The sequence below is a fragment of the Streptomyces coffeae genome (assembly GCF_016741875.1).
Lineage (GTDB): Bacteria > Actinomycetota > Actinomycetes > Streptomycetales > Streptomycetaceae > Streptomyces > Streptomyces coffeae.
The window spans coordinates 1-19,366 of record NZ_JAERRF010000028.1 but is presented as its reverse complement, the minus strand read 5'-3'; the positions used below and the strand labels follow the sequence as shown (position 1 = coordinate 19,366).

12 protein-coding genes are annotated in these 19,366 nt (G+C 71.4%); 9 read left to right on the top strand and 3 right to left on the bottom strand.

The genetic code is table 11. The features are described 5' to 3' along the window. The first annotated feature begins 127 nt into the window (after window positions 1-127). A complete protein-coding gene (locus JK363_RS32985; protein WP_201880969.1) occupies window positions 128-1,795 on the top strand; it encodes a M4 family metallopeptidase in 1,668 nt (555 codons plus the stop codon). On the opposite strand, the gene JK363_RS32980 is transcribed toward JK363_RS32985, so the two are convergent. Both JK363_RS32980 and JK363_RS32975 read right to left on the bottom strand, forming a co-directional pair. After that, on the bottom strand, window positions 1,792-3,378 hold the full coding sequence (locus JK363_RS32980; protein WP_201880967.1) for a substrate-binding domain-containing protein: 1,587 nt from the start codon (window positions 3,376-3,378) through the stop codon (window positions 1,792-1,794). The two genes, JK363_RS32985 and JK363_RS32980, sit on opposite strands and share 4 nt — an antisense overlap. Before the next feature lie 156 nt (window positions 3,379-3,534). Beyond that, complete coding sequence (locus JK363_RS32975; protein WP_201880966.1) at window positions 3,535-3,693, bottom strand: hypothetical protein; 159 nt, start codon at window positions 3,691-3,693, stop codon at window positions 3,535-3,537. Window positions 3,694-4,082: 389 nt separating this feature from the next. Between JK363_RS32975 and JK363_RS32970 the strand changes: the two genes are divergently transcribed. The 7 genes from JK363_RS32970 to JK363_RS32940 all read left to right on the top strand — a co-directional run bounded on the left by JK363_RS32970 (window position 4,083) and on the right by JK363_RS32940 (window position 15,810). Beyond that, window positions 4,083-5,018 carry a helix-turn-helix domain-containing protein gene (locus JK363_RS32970; protein ID WP_201880965.1) on the top strand — a complete coding sequence of 312 codons (936 nt, stop codon included), beginning with the start codon at window positions 4,083-4,085 and terminating at the stop codon, window positions 5,016-5,018. Window positions 5,019-5,188: 170 nt separating this feature from the next. Continuing rightward, complete coding sequence (locus tag JK363_RS32965) at window positions 5,189-6,442, top strand: S8 family peptidase (RefSeq protein ID WP_201880964.1); 1,254 nt, start codon at window positions 5,189-5,191, stop codon at window positions 6,440-6,442. 277 nt (window positions 6,443-6,719) lie between these two features. Continuing rightward, window positions 6,720-8,714 (top strand): alpha-1,4-glucan--maltose-1-phosphate maltosyltransferase, encoded by a 1,995-nt coding sequence (locus JK363_RS32960; protein WP_201880963.1) that lies wholly within the window; start codon window positions 6,720-6,722, stop codon window positions 8,712-8,714. After that, on the top strand, window positions 8,711-10,447 hold the full coding sequence (treS, locus tag JK363_RS32955) for a maltose alpha-D-glucosyltransferase (RefSeq protein ID WP_201880962.1): 1,737 nt from the start codon (window positions 8,711-8,713) through the stop codon (window positions 10,445-10,447). Before JK363_RS32960 ends, treS begins: the two co-directional genes overlap by 4 nt. A gap of 267 nt (window positions 10,448-10,714) precedes the next feature. Next, complete coding sequence (locus JK363_RS32950; protein ID WP_201880960.1) at window positions 10,715-12,256, top strand: maltokinase N-terminal cap-like domain-containing protein; 1,542 nt, start codon at window positions 10,715-10,717, stop codon at window positions 12,254-12,256. Beyond that, window positions 12,253-14,829 (top strand): 1,4-alpha-glucan branching enzyme, encoded by a 2,577-nt coding sequence (gene glgB, locus JK363_RS32945; protein ID WP_372444903.1) that lies wholly within the window; start codon window positions 12,253-12,255, stop codon window positions 14,827-14,829. Before JK363_RS32950 ends, glgB begins: the two co-directional genes overlap by 4 nt. A gap of 69 nt (window positions 14,830-14,898) precedes the next feature. Continuing rightward, window positions 14,899-15,810, top strand: coding sequence for an intradiol ring-cleavage dioxygenase (locus JK363_RS32940; RefSeq protein ID WP_201880958.1), 912 nt, complete (start codon window positions 14,899-14,901; stop codon window positions 15,808-15,810). 169 nt (window positions 15,811-15,979) lie between these two features. Here the strand turns inward: JK363_RS32940 and JK363_RS32935 are convergent, their stop codons facing one another. Next, window positions 15,980-17,431: a cation:dicarboxylate symporter family transporter gene (locus tag JK363_RS32935; protein WP_372444902.1), complete on the bottom strand. Its 1,452-nt coding sequence runs from the start codon at window positions 17,429-17,431 to the stop codon at window positions 15,980-15,982. A 164-nt stretch (window positions 17,432-17,595) separates the two neighbouring features. Here JK363_RS32935 and JK363_RS32930 point away from each other — a divergent pair, with 164 nt between their 5' ends. Further along, on the top strand, window positions 17,596-19,212 hold the full coding sequence (locus tag JK363_RS32930) for a sensor histidine kinase (protein ID WP_201880956.1): 1,617 nt from the start codon (window positions 17,596-17,598) through the stop codon (window positions 19,210-19,212). The last annotated feature ends 154 nt before the right edge of the window (window positions 19,213-19,366 follow it).

The window sequence follows — 19,366 nt, the reverse complement described above, 5'->3', positions numbered from 1 at the left end:
CGCACAAACACAGCCGGTGTCCGGGGCATCCGCCCCGGACACCGGTATGTTTTGTACATGGCAAAGCCCACTCTTTGCCACGTTGGGCGGTATGACGCCCAACTCCCCATGACAACTGGAGATACGCGTGGATTCACGCTCGTCGTCTGTCATATCCGGCATATCCCGTCGCAGACGCTCGCGCACCACCCTCGCCGCCGGAGCGGCGGCCGTGGCCGTCTCCCTCCTCGCCGCCGGTTTCAGCACCGGCTCCGCGGACGCGGCCACCCCGAAGTCCACCGCCGCCGGCGGCCAGACCCTGACGCTCTCCGCCTCGGCCCGCGCCGAGCTGCTCCGCGAGGCGGGCACCACCACGGTGTCCACCGCGAAGTCGCTGGGGCTGGGCGGCAAGGAGAAGCTGGTCGTCCGGGACGTCGTCAAGGACGCCGACGGCACCGTCCACACCCGCTACGAGCGCACCTACGACGGCCTCCCCGTCCTCGGCGGCGACCTGGTCGTGCACACGTCCGCCGGCGGCGCCTCCGAAGGGGTCACCAAGGCCACCGACGCGAAGATCGCGGTGTCCGACACCCGCGCCGCCATCGCCCCCTCCGGCGCCCAGCGGTCCGCGCTGAACGCGGCGAAGTCCCAGGCCGGTCCGGAGGCCGAGACCGAGCGCGCGCCCCGCAAGGTGATCTGGGCCGCCACCGGCAAGCCCGTGCTCGCCTACGAGACCGTGGTGCGCGGTGTGCAGAAGGACGGCACCCCGAGCCGGACGCACATCATCACCGACGCCGACACCGGCGCCCGGCTCTACTCCTACGAGGCCATCGAGACCGGCACCGGTACCGGCCAGCACAACGGCAAGGTCACCGTCGGCACCGTCAAGAGCGGCAGCCAGTGGCTGATGAAGGACACCGCCCGCGGTGGCCACATGACCTACAACCTCAAGCACAAGGAAGAGGGCAAGGGGTCGAAGTTCCTGGACGCCAACAACGTCTGGGGCAACGGCAAGCCCACCATCGCGCAGACCGCCGCCGTGGATGTCCACTACGGCGCCGCCATGACGTGGGACTACTACAAGAAGGTCCTGCACCGCAACGGCATCCGGAACAACGGCAAGGCCGCCTACTCCCGCGTCCACTTCAGCAACGCGTACGAGAACGCGTTCTGGGACGACGAGTGCTTCTGCATGACCTACGGCGACGGCACGGACAACAAGAAGCCGCTCACCTCGCTCGATGTCGCGGGCCACGAGATGAGCCACGGTCTGACCTCCGCCACCGCCAATCTGGAGTACAGCGGTGAGTCCGGCGGGCTGAACGAGGCCACCTCCGACATCTTCGGCACGGCGGTCGAGTTCTACGCCAAGAACGCCAAGGACCCCGGTGACTACCTCATCGGCGAGAAGATCGACATCAACGGCGACGGCACCCCGCTGCGCTACATGGACAAGCCGAGCAAGGACGGCTACTCCTACGACTACTGGAAGCGCGGCGTCGGCGAGGACGACCCGCACTTCACCTCCGGTATCGCCAACCACTTCTTCTACCTGCTGGCCGAGGGCAGCGGGCGGAAGGTCATCGGCGGGGTGACCTACGACAGCCCGACCAAGGACGGCCGCACCGTCAAGGGCATCGGGCGCTCCAAGGCCGAGCAGATCTGGTACAAGGCGCTCACCACGTACATGACCTCGACCACCAACTACGCCAAGGCCCGTACCGCCACCCTCAAGGCGGCCAAGGCCCTGTACGGCGCGAACAGCGCCGAGTACAAGGCGGTCGACAACGCCTGGGGCGGCGTGAACGTCACCTAGGCCCCGGCCGGGCGGGCTTCCCCGGCCCGCCCGGCTCCCGCCCGCCGGACGGCACCGGCGTCCCGGCACGCCGTGAGGTTCTCCGGGACCGAGCACGGCAGATGGCCATGGCTCTCGACGATGTTCCGCCCGGTGTCCCCGGCCAGATAATCCAGGAACTTGGAGGTCAGGGAGTTGGCGGGCGGCGCGGCGTACGTATAGGCGTACTCGGGCTCCCAGAACGGATAGCTCCGGTCCCGCACGGCACCGGTCGAGGCCCGCCGTCCGTCCAGGCTCAGCAGTCGCACCTGGCCGCGGGCCGCGCTCACCTCGGCGCTGTGCAGTTCGGCGTAGCCGATGGCGCCCGGGGTGCGGGCCACGGTGGTGAGCACCTCGCGGGTGCTGTCGAGTTCACAGCGGACCACCCGGTCGTGGGCGAACTTCGGCGTACGGCAGTCGTCCGAGGTGCGCGAGATCTCGTTGCCGCCGAGCACCCGGTCCTCGAACACCCCGCGGGTCCCGGACTTCGCGTCCCGGCTCACCAGCCGGACCGGCAGATCGGTTCCGCTCCAGCGGGTCACCTTTCCGGTGTGGATGCGGCGCAGCTCCGCGAGCGAGAGGCCCTTGACCGGTACGTCCTTGTGGACCACCAGGGTGAAGACGGACAGGGCGACCAGATGCTCCTTCAGCCGCCGGTCCGTGTTGCCCTGCGGTCCGTCGGAGAAGGAAAGATACGGCGGGAATCCGCCCCCGGCCGCTTCCCCGGCCCGACGGAGAGTGCCCGCGCCCCTGCCGCTGCCCTGCGCCTCCACCCTCACCGCGGCGCCCGCGCAGTCGGCGTGGTACGCCCGGCCCAGGCTCTTGGCCACCGGCTCGAACGCGGTGGATCCGACGACGGTCAGGGTGCCCGTGGCACAGCCGCGCGGCAGCGGCTCCTCCCGCGCCAGCTGATAGCCGAAGGGCTGGAGGATCAGCAGCGCGAGCAGGCTGCCGATGAGCCCGAGCACCCGGTTGCTGGGCCGCCGGAACTTCTCGTTGTTGCGGACCCGGCCTTCCTTGATCCGCCCGCCGACATGGGGTGGCTGATCGGTCCCGGCCCCGGTCAGCAGCACGAGCAGTTTGAAGTGATCGCCCTTGTTCAGCGGAACGCTCGGCAGCGCGATCTCATTGTCACGGCAGATGAGTCCCGGACGCTCCGCCGTACCGTTCTGCGGCAGATACCGGAGCAGATCCGGATGGCTGGGCTCGGTGACCGCGACATCCCGGACGACGCGGTTGGGGAAGGTGGCGGTCAGCCCGCGGTGCTCGGTCGAGGGCGCGGTGATGTAGTCGTCGACGTCGATGCCACGGAACCCGTCGTTCTCGATCCTCAGCAGCACCAGGGAGGCCCCGGCCAGATCCGGGGTGTTCTCCAGCATCCGCAGCCGCTGATGGATGGGCCCGTCATGGGTACTGTCGTCTATCAGCGTGTCCATCTGCACGCGATACCCGATGCGTTTCCGCCCCGGGATCAGCCGCTCGTACGAGAGCCCGCCCACCGTGACGACAACGCCCAGCAGCGCCAGCAGATTCTCCGGACCCAGCAGTTGTTCCAGCCACTTCATGGTGTCCCCCCGTGCATGGAATGGCTTCAGGGAGCGAATGTATGTGCCGGTGGCGGGGCCGGCGCCGATGTCGCCCACCTCTCACGCGGTGTTCGCCGAACGTTCAATCCCGCTCGCCGGGGTCGTTGGTCGGGCCCGGCCGCCGGACGGTTGTCCTCAGGAGCCGTCGTCTCCTTCGCGCCATGCGGTACGGACCCGCCGCCATGCCTCGATCACCGCGGGAATCTTGGACAGGATCTCCGCTGCCAGCGTCAGCACGAGCCCGGCCAGACCGAAGGCCGCGAGCACGAGCAGGGTGATGGTGTCCCAGTCCACCAGTTCTCAACCCCTCCATCGGGTGGTCGAACTGGGGGCCCGGCAGGCTCAGCCCGACCACCTCATACACCGTGGTCAGCTGAGGTCCTGCCGACATCCAAGATCTCAATGCGCTACACAGGGCCTCGCCCTGCGGGACCGAGCCTTCCGGCCTGCCGGCCGGCTATTTTTGTGCACCACATGACGTCGGACATGGGGTGCAACTCCCCCGTTGCTCCGTGGTCCACCACCAGACTAGCCGCAACGCGCCCGGCGGGTAAGCGCGTTGACCGCGTCAGCGCAGCAGCACCCGGACCGTGTGGCCGAAGGGCCCGGTGCGGTCCGGGCGCGTGGTGCCTGCCACTGACAGGGTCAGGCACGGAGCGCGGCGCCGGTGGACACTGGTCCGTATGGACACACCTGCCGAACTGGGCGGCTTTCTGCGGACCCGCCGCGCCGCGCTGCGCCCCGAGGACGTCGGACTCGTCTCGTACGGCACCCGGCGCCGGGTCCCCGGGCTGCGCCGGGAGGAGCTGGCCCAGCTGGCGGGGGTGAGCGTCGCGTACTACACCCGGCTGGAACAGGGGCAGTCCGCGGGCGCCTCGGACGGGGTGCTGAACGCCATCGCGCGGGCGCTGCGGCTGACCCCGGACGAACAGGCGCATCTGCGCAATCTGGCCCGCCCCGCGCGGAGCGGCCGCCCCCGCGCGCCGCGCGCGGAGTGCGCCCGCCCGGCCACCCGGCAGCTGCTGACGGCGATGGACCAGGTGCCCGCGCTGGTGCTGGACCGCCGCTTCGAGGTGCTGGCCTGGAACCGGCTGGGACACGCCCTGACCGCCGGGCATCTGTCCGCGGACGCGCCCGGCCACCCGCGGGAGCGGCCCAACGCGCAGCGGATGCTCTTCCTCGATCCGCACACCCGGGAGCTGTACCCGCGGTGGGAGACCGAGGCGCGGCGCGCGGTGTCCTCGCTGCGGGTGGCGGCGGGCGAGCACCCCGACGACCGGCGTCTGGCGGAGCTGATCGGTGAGCTGACCATGAAGAACGAGGTGTTCGCGGCGCTGTGGTCGCGCCATCCGGTGCGCCGCTGCTCCTTCGGTACGAAGGCGTTCCACCATCCGCTGGTGGGGCCGCTGGAGCTGGACTTCGAGAGGGCACGGCTGCCGGACTCCGGCGGCCAGGCGCTGCTGATGTACAGCGCGGAGCCGGGGTCCCCGTCCGAGGCGGGCCTGCGGCTGCTGGCGACGGGGCTCAACGACGCGGCCGGGCCCGGCGGAACGACGGGGCTCGGCGAGCCGTCCGACGCGCCGGAGCGCACGTCCCTCGACCGGCTCGGGACGCGCTGACCACCGCGCGTGAGCGGACCGCACGCGGGAGAAAGGCCGGTACCCACCCGCGACCCTCCCCGCTGCACGCGCGGTCGATATGGCCGATTCCGCCCCCGGGTGCGCCCTTGTCCGGATCTTTGCCGTCACGAGACGCTGACGCACGTCGACTCGGGGAGGGGGATCGATCCATGGCACATCCGCATGGGCGCCGCCGCCGGACGGCCGGGGCGCCGGCCGCCGCGGCGGCGGTGGTCCTGGCACTGGCGTCGCCCGCCCAGGCCGTCCCCGCCCGGGGCCCGGTCCAGGGCGCGGCGGTGGACGGCGGCTACATCGTCGCGCTCAGACACGGGTCGGGGGCGCCGTCGGCCTCCTCGGTCCGCGGTCGGGAGACCGTGGAGCGCTATGGCGTGCGCATCCGCCGCACCTATCGCACCGCGCTCAACGGCTTTGCGATACGGGCGGACCGCGCACAGGCGAGACGGCTCGCGGCGGATCCGGCGGTGGCCTCGGTGACCCCGGACGCCGAGGTGTCGCTGCGCGCGGTCTCCGCGCCGCGGACGGCCCCGCGGACCCAGCCCTATCCCCCGTCCTGGGGTCTGGACCGGATCGACCAGCCGGACCCGGCACCCGACGGAGCGCCGGAACCGACGCTGGACGGGGCGTACACCGCGCCCGCGGACGGCGGGCGCGGTGTCACGATCTACGTCATCGACTCCGGGGTGCGCACCTCCCACCAGGACTTCGGCGGCCGGGCCCGCTCCGGCTGGGACTTCGTCGACAACGATCCGGTGGCCGAGGACGGCAACGGCCACGGCACCCATGTGGCCGCCACCGCGGCGGGCACCCGCTACGGAGTGGCCAAGCGCGCCGATGTGGTGGCCGTCCGGGTGCTGGACGACCGCGGCCGGGGCACCAGCGCGCAGGTACTCGCCGGGCTCGACTGGGTGCTGCGGCACGCCGTGCGGCCCGCGGTCGTCAATCTGAGCCTGGGGACGACGGATCCGGCACCGGTACCCGCGTGGGACGCGGCGGTCCGGACCGGGATCGCCTCCGGACTCACCTTCACGGTCGCGGCGGGCAACGAGGGCCTGGGCGCGGGTTCCTCCTCCCCCGGCCGGGTGCGGGAGGCCATCACGGTGGGGGCGAGTGACCGCTTCGACCGGCGCCCGGAGTTCTCCAACTGGGGCCCCGCCCTTGACCTGTTCGCGCCCGGTGAGCGGATCGTCTCGGCGTCGCATACGAGCGACACGGCGGCGGCCACCCGCTCCGGCACCTCGATGGCCGCGCCCCACGCGGCGGGTGCCGCCGCGCTGTATCTGGCCGCCCACCGGTCCGCCTCCCCGGACCGGGTGAGGGCGGCGCTGACCGCCGCATCGGCCGCGGGCGCGGTACGGAACGCGGGCGCCGGTTCCCCGAACCGTCTGCTGCGGGTGGCCAACTGACGTACCGGCATGCTCATCCCACTGGACGGCCCCGCCACGCGCGGGGCCGGTCCGTGTACCCGGCGTTACGAACCGGTAGTTCACGGGAACGCGGATTGTCGCCCGGTGGCGTAGGGGAAGGCTGTCCCAGCGCGCCCCCATGGCCGACCCCATCCGCCCACCAGAGTGAACGCGGACAGGAGCTGTCATGCCCGCAACCCGTCGCCCGGCGGCAGAACCGATACAAAGGACAAAAGCCGCCGAAGTACACACACCCGCAACGCCGTCAGGTGATCCTATGATCGGTCGCATTCCCGTCCTGGATATCCGCCCGCTGATCGACTGCGGCCGCCGCCCCGCCAAGGCGGTGGTGGACGAGACCTTCGAGGTCAGTGCCACTGTGTTCCGGGAGGGCCACGACGCGGTCAGCGCCAATGTCATCCTCCGCGATCCCGCCGGACGCATCGGCCCCTGGACCCCGATGCGCGAACTCGCCCCCGGTACCGACCGCTGGGGCGCCGAGATCACCCCCGGCGCCCCCGGCCGCTGGTCGTACACGGTCGAGGCGTGGAGCGATCCGATCGCCACCTGGCGGCAGCACGCCCGGATCAAGATTCCGGCCGGGATCGACACCGATCTCGTCCTGGAGGAAGGCGCCGTGCTGCACGAGAGAGCGGCGGCCGGAGTGCCCAAGAACGACGGCCGGGAGGCGGTGCTGGGCGCGGTCGACGGACTCCGCGACGAGCGGCGCCCGGTGGCCGACCGGCTCGCCGCCGCCCTCGCCCCCGAGGTCACCGACGCCCTGGACCGCCATCCGCTGCGCGAGTTGGTCACCTCCTCACGTCCGATGCCGCTCCAGGTCGAGCGGGAGCGCGCGCTGTTCGGTTCGTGGTACGAGCTGTTCCCGCGTTCGGAGGGCGCCAAGGTCGCCGAGGGGCGCAGACCGGTCGGCGGCACCCTGCGCACCGCCGCCGAGCGGCTGCCCGCCGTCGCCGCCGCCGGTTTCGACGTGGTCTATCTGCCACCGGTCCACCCCATCGGCACCGCCTTCCGCAAGGGGCCCAACAACGCGCTCTCCGCGGGCGCGTTCGACGTGGGCTCCCCCTGGGCGATCGGCTCGGCCGACGGCGGACACGACGCGATCCACCCCGACCTCGGCACCCTGGAGGACTTCGACCTCTTCGTGGCACGGGCGCGCGAGCTGCGGATGGAAGTGGCACTGGACTTCGCGCTCCAGTGCTCACCGGACCACCCCTGGGTGGACAAGCATCCGGAGTGGTTCCACCGGCGCTCCGACGGCACCATCGCCTACGCGGAGAACCCGCCCAAGAAGTACCAGGACATCTATCCGATCGCCTTCGACCGGGACTTCCCCGGCATCGTCCGGGAGACCGAGCGGGTGCTGCGGTTCTGGATGTCCCACGGGGTGCGGATCTTCCGGGTGGACAATCCGCACACCAAGCCGGTGGTGTTCTGGGAGAAGGTGATCGGGGACATCAACCGCACCGACCCCGATGTGCTCTTCCTCGCCGAGGCGTTCACCCGCCCCGCGATGATGAACACCCTCGGCGCGATCGGCTTCCAGCAGTCGTACACCTACTTCACCTGGCGCAACACCAAGCAGGAGCTCACCGATTACCTCACCGAGCTGTCCGGGGACGCGGCCGCCTGGATGCGGCCCAACTTCTTTGTGAACACCCCCGACATCCTGCACGCCTACCTCCAGGAGGGCGGCCGTCCGGCCTTCGCCGCGCGGGCGGTGCTGGCCGCCACCCTCTCCCCCACCTGGGGTGTCTACGCGGGCTACGAGCTGTGCGAGAACACCCCGCTGCGCGCCGGGAGCGAGGAGTACCTGGATGCGGAGAAGTACCAGCTGCGGCCGCGCGACTGGGCCGCGGCCGAGCGCGAGGGCCGTACGCTCACCCCGCTGATCACCCGGCTGAACCGGGTGCGCCGCCGTCATCCGGCCCTGCGCCGGCTGCGCAACCTCAGATTCCACCACGCCGACAACGACTCCGTCATCGTCTACTCCAAGCGCGCGGGCGACTCGTGCGTCCTGACCGTCGTCAACCTGGACCCCCACCACACCCAGGAGGCGACGGTGTCGTTGGACATGCCGGAACTCGGCCTGGAGTGGCACGAGTCCGTCCCGGTGCGCGACGAGCTCACCGGCGAGACCTATCACTGGGGCAGGGACAACTATGTGTGCCTGGAGCCGGGGCGTGAGATGGCTCCCGCGCACATCTTCTCCCTGCGACCGTCCTCACCGATCGGAGGGTCACCCACACCATGATCGTCAACGAGCCCGTACCGGACACCTTCGAGGACACGCCCGCCAAGGACCGCGACCCCGACTGGTTCAAGCGCGCCGTCTTCTACGAGGTCCTGGTCCGCTCCTTCCAGGACAGCAACGGCGACGGCATCGGCGACCTCAAGGGACTCACGGCCAAACTGGACTATCTCCAGTGGCTGGGCGTGGACTGCCTCTGGCTGCCGCCGTTCTTCGCCTCACCGCTGCGGGACGGCGGCTACGACGTGTCGGACTACACCGCGGTGCTGCCGGACTTCGGTGACCTCGCCGACTTCGTCGAGTTCGTCGACGCCGCGCATCAGCGCGGGATGCGCGTGATCATCGATTTTGTCATGAACCACACCAGCGATCAGCATCCGTGGTTCCAGGAGTCCCGCAGCGATCCGGACGGACCCTACGGCGACTACTACGTCTGGGCCGACGACGACAAGCAGTACCAGGACGCCCGCATCATCTTCGTCGACACCGAGACCTCCAACTGGACCTTTGATCCGGTACGCAAGCAGTACTACTGGCACCGCTTCTTCTCGCACCAACCGGACCTCAACTTCGAGAACCCCGCCGTCCAGGAAGAAGTACTGGCCGCCCTGCGCTTCTGGCTGGACCTCGGTATCGACGGATTCCGACTCGACGCCGTCCCGTATCTGTATGCCGAGGAAGGCACCGACTGCGAAAACCTGCCCCGGACGCATGAGATGCTCCGGCGCGTCCGGGCGGAGATCGACGCCCACTACCCCGACACCGTGCTGCTGGCCGAGGCCAATCAGTGGCCGGAGGACGTCGTCGACTACTTCGGCGACTACGCGGTGGGCGGCGACGAATGCCATATGGCGTTCCACTTCCCGGTCATGCCGCGCATCTTCATGGCGGTGCGGCGCGAATCGCGCTATCCGGTCTCGGAGATCCTCTCCAAGACCCCGGCCATTCCGTCCGGCTGCCAGTGGGGCATCTTCCTGCGCAACCACGACGAGCTGACGCTCGAGATGGTCACCGACGAAGAGCGCGACTACATGTACGCGGAGTACGCCAAGGATCCGCGGATGCGCGCCAACATCGGCATCCGCAGACGGCTCGCGCCCCTGCTGGACAACGACCGCAACCAGATCGAGCTGTTCACCGCGCTGCTGCTGTCCCTGCCCGGCTCGCCGATCCTCTACTACGGCGACGAGATCGGCATGGGCGACAACATCTGGCTCGGTGACCGCGACGCCGTTCGCACCCCCATGCAGTGGACCCCCGACCGCAACGCGGGCTTCTCCTCCTGCGACCCGGGGCGGCTGTTCCTGCCGACCATCATGGACCCGGTCTACGGCTACCAGGTCACCAATGTGGAAGCGTCCATGAGCAGCCCCTCCTCACTGCTGCACTGGACCCGGCGGATGATCGAGATCCGTAAGCAGAACCCGGCCTTCGGTCTGGGCACCTTCACCGAACTGCCCTCCTCCAACCCGGCCGTGCTCGCCTTCCTGCGCGAGGCGCCCACCGCCCGGGACGGCGAGGACGACCTGGTGCTGTGCGTGAACAACTTCTCGCGCTTCGCCCAACCCACCGAGCTGGACCTCCAGTCCTTCGCCGGACGCCACCCGGTCGAGCTGATCGGCGGGGTCCGCTTCCCGGCCATCGGCGAGCTGCCGTATCTGCTGACCCTGGCCGGGCACGGCTTCTACTGGTTCCGGCTGCGGCGCAACGAGACCGCCGCACACCGGGCCGATTGAGCCACCGGGCCCGGCCCCATCGGCTTTCGGCCACCGAGCACGGCGGCACCGCCCGTACGCGTCCCCCGAGGGCGCGTACGGGCGTTTTCGACACCCCGTCATGGGCACTCTGTCCTAGGACCGCCACTGGCGGAGCCGATCGCGCACCCCGTACGTACCGTACGGACGATCCTCGCCCGACACGTCCCGCACCGTCGCACAGTCAATGCCGCAATCCGGGACACTTTGCCCTGATCTGTCGTGTGCCCGGGGAAAGGACGCGACGCCATGCCGGAAGCTCCATTCTCCCGGGGGGTCCATCACCCGCCGACCGCCGTACCGCGGGCCCAGCCCCCGTCCGCCACCGCCGCGCCGGGTGACGGGGGCGGGCTGCTCGCCTCGCTCGCGCCGCTGCTCGCCGAGTGGCTGCCCCGGCAGCGCTGGTTCGCGGGCAAGGGGCGCCCGGTCACCGGCTTCGCGCTCGTGTCCGCCACCGAGCTGCTGCCCTGTGCGGCGGGCGGCGCCACCCCCGGACTGCTCCATCTGCTGATCCGCGCCCAGCAGCCGGAGCCACCCGGCCACCGGCACGGATTCGGCTGCGGCCACCGGCGCGGCGCGGCGGCCAGCGACTGCTACCAGATCCTGCTGGGGGTGCGCTCCGTCCTGCCACCGCCGCTGGCCCCGGCACTGGTCGGACGCCCGGAGGGCGGACCACTGGACGGGCGCACCCTGTACGAGGCGCTGTCCGATCCCCGGCTCGCCGCACTGCTGCTGGAGCGGCTGCGGGTGCCGGGCCGGCTGGGGCCGCTGCGTTTCGTCCGTGAACCGGCCACCGCCATCCCCTCCGTCCTCGCCCCGCGGCTGATGACCGCCGAGCAGTCCAATTCCTCGGTGGTCTATGGCGATACGTTTATTCTCAAGCTCTTCCGGCGGGTCAGCCCCGGCACCAATCCCGATCTGGAGCTTCCGCTGGCCCTCGCCCGCACCGACTGCGCCCGGGTGCCGGCGCCCGCCGCCTGGTTCGAGGCCGCCCCGCCCGCCGAGGGCGCCGGGCCCCGCCCGGAGCCGTTCACCCTCGGGGTGCTCCAGCCGTATCTGGCGGGCTCCGCCGACGGCTGGCGGCTGGCACTGGACGCCCTGGCCGTACGGGCCGACTTCACCGACGCCGCCCGTGCGCTCGGCCACGCCACCGCCGAGGTGCATCTCGCGATGGCCCGCGCGCTGCCCACCTCGGTGCTGCGCCGACGTCAGATCGAGCATCTCGCCGCCGCCATGAGCGAACGTCTCGACTCCGCCGCGGCCGCCGTGCCCGCGCTCCAGCCCTACCGCGCCGCGCTGCACAACGCCTACGAGGACCTCGCCGCGCTCGGCCGCGCGGGCCGCACCTGGTGCGCCCAGCGCATCCACGGCGATCTGCACCTCGGCCAGGCGCTGCTGACGGCGGCGGCCCCGGGCGGGGGCGGCGGCCGGTGGTCGCTGATCGACTTCGAAGGCGAGCCGTCCCGTCCGCTGACCGAGCGCCGCCGTCCGCAGCCGCCGGTGCGCGACATCGCGGGCATGCTCCGCTCGTTCGACTACGCGGCGGCCGTGGGCCGCCACGAGAACCCCCAGGAGTGGGCCGGGCGCACCCGCGCCGCCTACTGCGCGGGCTACGCGGAGGCGTCCGGCAGCGATCCGCGCGACGAGCCGGAGCTGCTGCGCGCCCACGAGACCGACAAGGCCGTCTACGAAGTCCTCTACGAGGCCCGGCACCGCCCCGACTGGCTGTCCGTCCCCATGTCCGCGATCCGGCGCCTCGCCGCCGACACCTCCGGGAGGACCTCCCCGTGACCGCACGTCCGCCGTCCCGTCCGCATCCGCCGTCCGGCGAGGGGCCGGGCCAGGACCCCGCCGCCACCGGCGGCACCCCTGTGCCGGCGGTCCCGCCGACCTTCCGCAGCCCGCATCGCTCCGGGTCCCGTGTCTCCTACGGCTCCCCTCCCGTACCGCGCGCCGTGCGACGCGACGCCGCGGCGGAAGCGGCCGGAGCGGACGCGGCGGACGCGGCTGACGCGGCTGACGCGGCTGACGCGGCGGAACGGGCCGCGGATCCGGCCGGGGACCGGCGGCCCGTCACCGGACGCCCGGCCACCGGCCCCGCCCCCGGTCCGGATCCCGAGCCCGCCGCCGACGACCACGGAGTGCGGCCCGCGCCCGCCCTCGGCGACGACGACCGGCGGCGGCTGCTCAGCGGGGCACACCACGACCCGCACGCCCTGCTCGGCGCCCACCCCGTGCGCGGCGGCGTGCTCATCCGGGCGCTTCGGCCGTACGCCCGCTCGGTGACCGTGACCGCCACCGGGCTGCGGGTGCGGCTGCGCTCCGAGGGCGACGGGCTGTTCTCCGGTGTGCTGCCGCTGACGGAGATCCCCGACTACCGGCTGCTGGTCGCGTACGAGGGCGCCGAACTGGAGCTGGCGGACCCCTACCGCTTCCTCCCCGCCCTCGGCGAACTCGATCTGCATCTGATCGGCGAGGGCCGCCACGAGGAGCTGTGGCGGGCGCTGGGCGCGCATCCGATGACCCATCAGGGCGTGACCGGAACCCGGTTCACCGTCTGGGCGCCGGACGCACTCGGAGTGCGGATCACCGGGGACTTCACGTACTGGGACGGCACCGCCTTCCCGATGCGCTCGCTGGGCGGCAGCGGGGTGTGGGAGCTGTTCCTGCCCGGTGTCGGCGAGGGCGCGCTGTACAAGTTCCAGATCACCCGGCCCGACGGCAGCCACACCGTACGCGCCGACCCGATGGCCCGGCGCACCGAGTGCCCGCCCGCCACCGCCTCGGTGGTGCACCTCTCGCACCACCAGTGGAACGACCAGATCTGGATGGCCCGCCGCCAGGGCCGACGGGTGCACGAGTCCCCGTTCTCGGTGTACGAGGTGCATCTGCCGTCCTGGCGACCGGGATTGACGTACCGGCAGCTCGCCGAGCAACTGCCCGCCTACGTCAAGGACCTCGGCTTCACCCATGTCGAGCTGATGCCGGTGGCCGAGCATCCCTTCGGCGGCTCATGGGGCTACCAGGTCACCGGTTTCTACGCGCCCACCGCGCGGCTGGGCACCCCCGACGACTTCAAGCACCTGGTGGACGCCCTGCACCAGGCGGGCATCGGTGTCCTGGCGGACTGGGTGCCCGCGCACTTCCCGCGGGACGACTGGGCGCTGGCCGAGTTCGACGGCCGTCCCTTGTACGAGCCCGCCGACCCGCGGCGGGCCGCGCATCCGGACTGGGGCACGCTGGAGTTCGACTACGGCCGCGCCGAGGTGCGCAATTTCCTGGTGGCCAACGCGGTCTACTGGTGCGAGGAGTTCCATATCGACGGACTGCGGGTGGACGCCGTGGCCTCGATGCTGTACCTCGACTACTCCCGTGAGCCGGGCCAGTGGACGCCCAACGCGCACGGCGGCCGCGAGAACCTGGACGCCGTGGCGTTCCTCCAGGAGATGAACGCCACCGTCTACCGCCGCTGTCCCGGGGTGCTCACCATCGCCGAGGAGTCCACCGCCTGGGACGGGGTCACCCGCGCCACCCACCATATGGGCGCGGGCGGTTTCGGCGGCCTCGGCTTCGGGCTGAAGTGGAACATGGGCTGGATGCACGACTCGCTGGGGTACGTGGCGCACGAGCCGGTGCACCGCAAGTACCACCACCACGAGATGACGTTCTCGATGGTGTACGCCTACAGCGAGAACTACGTCCTGCCCATCTCGCACGACGAGGTGGTGCACGGCAAGGGCGCCCTGGTGTCCAAGATGCCGGGCGACTGGTGGCAGCAGCGGGCCAACCACCGTGCGTACCTGGGCTTCATGTGGGCCCATCCGGGCAAGCAACTGCTCTTCATGGGGCAGGAGTTCGCGCAGGGGGCGGAGTGGTCGGAAGGCCACGGCCCGGACTGGTGGCTGCTGGACCCCTCGTACTCCGCCGAGGCCGACCACCGGGGCGTACGGGATCTGGTGCGCGAGCTGAACCGGGTCTACACGGCCACGCCCCCGCTGTGGCAGCGGGACACCGTCCCGGAGGGCTTCTCCTGGGTCGAGGGGGACGCGCGCGAGGACAATGTGTTCGCCTTCCTGCGCTTCGACGCCGAGGGCGCGCCGCTGCTGGCCATCAGCAACTTCTCCCCGGTCGTCCGTTACTCGTACCGCATCGGGGTGCCCGGTGGGACGGCGGAGTGGTACGAGGTGCTCAACACCGACCAGGAGCGCTTCGGCGGCAGCGGGGTGACCAACCGGGAGCCACTGAAGGCGGAGGCCACCGCCTGGCACGGCCGCCCCGCCAGCATCCTCACGGCACTGCCCCCGCTGGCCACGGTCTGGCTGCGGCCTGCCATGTCTGACGGAGCGTCAACTATGCCTGAGTGAAGCTGTTTCACAGCGAATCCCCAGCCGCCGCCCAGCCCCCGCCTATGCGGGAATCCTAGGTTCCACGGCATGGCGACAGACGAAGAGCAACCCCACTCAGCGGATGACCCGAACGCCACGGCCCCGACGAGCCCCAGCCGCCGCACGATCCTGACCGTCCTCGGCGGAGCGGGGCTCGGGGCTGCCGGAATCGCGGGGTACGCCACCCAGGCGTCGGCCGGATCGGAGAGCTCTGCCGCGGACGCGGCCACCGGCTCCACCGCCACCCCGCACTGCGTCCTCACCGCGGAGCAGATGACGGGCCCCTACTACCTGGCGGACGAGAAGGTCCGTCGCGACATCACGGAGAACCGGCCGGGCGTCCCGCTCGCCCTGACCTTCCAGGTGCTGGACACCAGGAACTGCGCGCCCCTGTCCGGCGCGGCGGTGGACATCTGGCACTGCGACGCGGGCGGCGTCTACGCCGGATACACCGCCATCTCCCCCGACGAGCCCTTCGACCCCGGCAAGGCCGATGAGAACGGCCATGTCCCGAACACCGACGAAACGACCTTCCTGCGGGGGATCCAGCTCACCGACCGGCACGGCACGGCGACGTTCCGGACGATCTTCCCCGGCTGGTACTACGGCCGTACCACCCATATCCACCTCAAGGTGCACTCCGCGGGTGAGGTGCGGGGCGGCACGTACGAGGGCGGCCATGTCGCCCACACCGGCCAGGTGTTCTTCTCCGACACGGTGGCCGACGCCATCGCCGAGTTGGATCCGTACGCGAAACACACGGGAGCCGAGCGGGTGAAACTCACCGACGACCGCATCGGCCAGTCGGCGGGCGCGGCCTCGGTGGTGAAGCTGAAGCAGATCGCCCGAGGCCGTTACGACAAGGGGCTGACCGGCTCGGTCGTCCTGGGCGTCGACCCGGGCGCGACACCGCCCGAGGCGGGACCCGGCGGCCGGCCGCGGCCCAGCGCCTCGTCCTGAGCCTCTGCCCGCAACGCCCACGGTGACGCCCACGGGCTGATACCCGCCGGCGGCCCTGCCCCGATTCAGAGGGGCAGGGCCGCGGTCGCGCGGGGCGTTGCGGAGCGGGAGCGGGCCTCAGGCCCTGTCCGGCGGATCTTCGCGGGCCCGAAGATCCGCCGGACAGGACCTACGCGGGCACCTGCTCCTTCGCCGTGTCGTCGCCGCGCTGCTCGGGGACACCGGCCTCGGAGCCGGTGTGCACGGTGCCGTGGCCACCGCCGTTCAGGGCGAAGGCCTCGCTGTCGAACGGCAGCCGTCCGGCGAGAACTTCCCGCATCCGATCCTTGTCGATCTCCTTGGTCCAGGTGCCGACGAGGACGGTGGCGACCGCGTTGCCCGCGAAGTTGGTCAGCGCACGGGCCTCGCTCATGAAGCGGTCGATACCGACGATCAGGCCGACGCCGTCCACCAGTTCCGGCCGATGCGACTGGAGGCCGCCCGCCAGGGTCGCCATGCCCGCGCCGGTGACACCGGCCGCGCCCTTCGACGCCACGATCATGAACACCAGCAGGGAGATCTGCTGGCCGATCGAGAGCGGGTCGCCCATCGCCTCGGCGATGAACAGCGAGGCCATGGTCAGATAGATCGCCGTGCCGTCCAGGTTGAAGGAGTAGCCGGTGGGCACGGTGATGCCGACGACCGGGCGGCTGACGCCCGCGTGCTCCATCTTGGCGATCAGCAGCGGCAGCGCGGACTCCGACGACGAGGTCGACAGGATCAGCAGGAACTCCCGCGCCAGATACTTCAGCAGCAGGAACAGATTCACCCCCGCGACCAGCCGCAGCAGTGTGCCGAGGACGACCACCACGAACAGGGCGCAGGTGACATAGAAGCCGATCATGATGACGGCGAGCGCCTTGAGCGCGTCCAGACCGGTCTCGCCGACCACCGCCGCGATGGCGCCGAAGGCGCCCACCGGCGCCGCCCACATGACCATCGACAGCAGTTTGAAGACCAGTTGCTGGATGTGGCCGACACCGCGCAGCACCGGCTCGCCCGCCTTGCCCAGAGCCTGGAGCGCAAAGCCCACCAGCAGGGCCACAAAGAGGGTCTGGAGCACCTTCTCCGAGGTGAAGGCGGAGACAAGAGTGGTGGGGATGATGCCGAGCAGGAAGTCCGCCGTGGACTCGCTCCCACCCTTCGCCTGGCTCTGCCCGGCCTGAGCTGCCTCATGACTCATATGCAGCCCACTGCCGGGCTCGAGTATGTTCCCGACGACCAGCCCTATGGCCAGGGCGACGGTCGACATCAGCATGAAGTAGCCGAGCGCGAGCCCGCCGACCGCACCGACCTTCGCGGCCTTCCGAACCGAGCCGATGCCCAGCACGATCGTGCAGAAGATGATCGGCGAGATCAGCATCTTGATCAGATTCACAAAGCCGGTGCCGATGGGCTTCAGCTCCACCGCCACCCCGGGCGCCGCGAAGCCCACCACGATGCCGAGCGCCACCGCGCCGATCACGGCGAGATAGAGGTAGTGAATCCTTTCCTTCTTCGCCCCCTTGGGATTCATCCCGCTGGGATTCGCCCCCTTGGGCCCGGCGCTTCCCGGTCCGGTCGGCGAGGTCTGCGCAGCCACGGTGCTGCCTCCTTCTGTATGTGCCGTCCAACTGTCCCGGCGCTGTACCGTGTGCGGCTCGCACACCGCCTTGAACGGTCCCGGCGACTATGCCCCACCCTGTGATGGGGGTCACCCTTCCGTTCATTTCGTTCACGCGATGGCGCGTGTGCAGACTGATGGGCATGCGCGTGCCCCGCCCCCGGAGCCTGGCCGGCCAGCTCTTCGCCATGCAGGTCGTGCTGGTGGCCGCCCTGGTGGCCGGATGCGCCGTCTTCGCGTACGTGACCGACGGGCAGCAGGCGGAGGCGGCCGCCCGCCGCCAGGCCACCGCCGCCGCGGCCGCCATCGCCGCCTCCCCCGCGGTGGCCGAGGCCGTACGGTCCGAGGACCCCAGCGCCCGGCTCCAGCCGTACGCCGAGAAGGTCCGCCGGGACACCGGGGTCACCTTTGTGACGATCATGGACACCCGCGGTATCCGCTGGACCCACCCCGACCCGAAGCAGATCGGTGCCCGCTACCTCGGCCACATCCGGCCCGCGCTGCACGGCCGGATCTTCCCCGAGACCTACACCGGCACCCTCGGCCCCTCGGTGCGCGTGGTCGCTCCGGTCCGCGACGCGGCCGCCGGGGGCCGGATCACCGCGCTGGTCAGCGCGGGCATCACGGTGGACACCATCAGCGCCGAGGTGCGCCGCCAACTGCTCGCCCTGCTCGGTGTCGCGCTCGCCGCCCTCGCGGTCGGCGGGGCGGCCGCGTACGTCATCAACGCCCGGCTGCGCCGCCATACGCACGGGATGAACGCCGCCGAGCTGAGCCGGATGCACGACTACCACGAGGCCGCCCTGCACGCCGTGCGCGAGGGGCTGCTGATGCTCGACGGACGGCGGCGGATCGCCCTGATCAACGACGGCGGACGGGAGCTGCTGGGGCTGTCCGGCGACGCGGTCGGCGCCTACGTCACCGAGCTGGGCCTGCCCCCGGCGCTGACCGGCGCCCTGCTGGCCACCGAGCCGCGCGTGGACGAGCTGCATCTGACCGCGCAGCGGGTGCTGGTCGTCAACACCTCCCCGGTGAGCAGCGGTGAGCGGCGCGGCACCATGGTCACCCTGCGTGACCACACCGAGCTCCAGGCGCTCTCCGGCGAACTGGACTCCGTCCGCGGCTTCGCCGAGGCCCTGCGCTCCCAGGCCCACGAGGCGGCCAACCGGCTGCACGCCGTCGTCTCCCTGATCGAGCTGGGCCGAGCCGATGAGGCGGTGGAGTTCGCCACGGCCGAACTGGAACTGGCCCAGGCGCTGACCGACCAGGTGGTCGCCGCCGTCGCCGAGCCGGTGCTCGCCGCCCTGCTGCTGGGCAAGGCGGCCCAGGCCAGCGAACGCGGCGTCGACCTCGTCCTCGCCCCGGACAGCCGGATCGACGACGGCGTCCTGCCGCCCGGTCTGCCCGCCCGCGACCTGGTGACCATCCTCGGCAACCTCCTCGACAACGCGACGGACGCCGCGGCCGAGGGCGTGGGCAGCGGCGCGGCCCGCAGCGCCCGCGTCACGGTCACCGCCCGCGCGGCCGACGGCGAGCTGACCCTGCGCGTCGCCGACACCGGGGACGGTCTGGACCCGTCGGCGGCCGAGGAGATCTTCCGCCGCGGCTGGAGCACCAAGTCCCCGGGCCGGGGGCTGGGCCTGGCCCTCGTCCAGCAGGCGGTCCACCGCAACGCGGGCACGGTGCGGGTGTCGGCGGCGGAGGGCGGCGGCGCGGAATTCACGGTCAGCCTGCCGCTGGCGGCGTCCGCGGTCGGCTGAGGTACCGCCCCGGCCCCGTACGCACTCGGGCGGGCCCCGTCCAGCCGGTGGACTCCAGGGTCCGGACCCTGGCCCCCGTCAATTACGCTCCGTAAATTGGAGCCCCTGGCTCGAGCTCGCCATCCGCCGCCCCCCCCCCCCCCCCCCCCCCCCC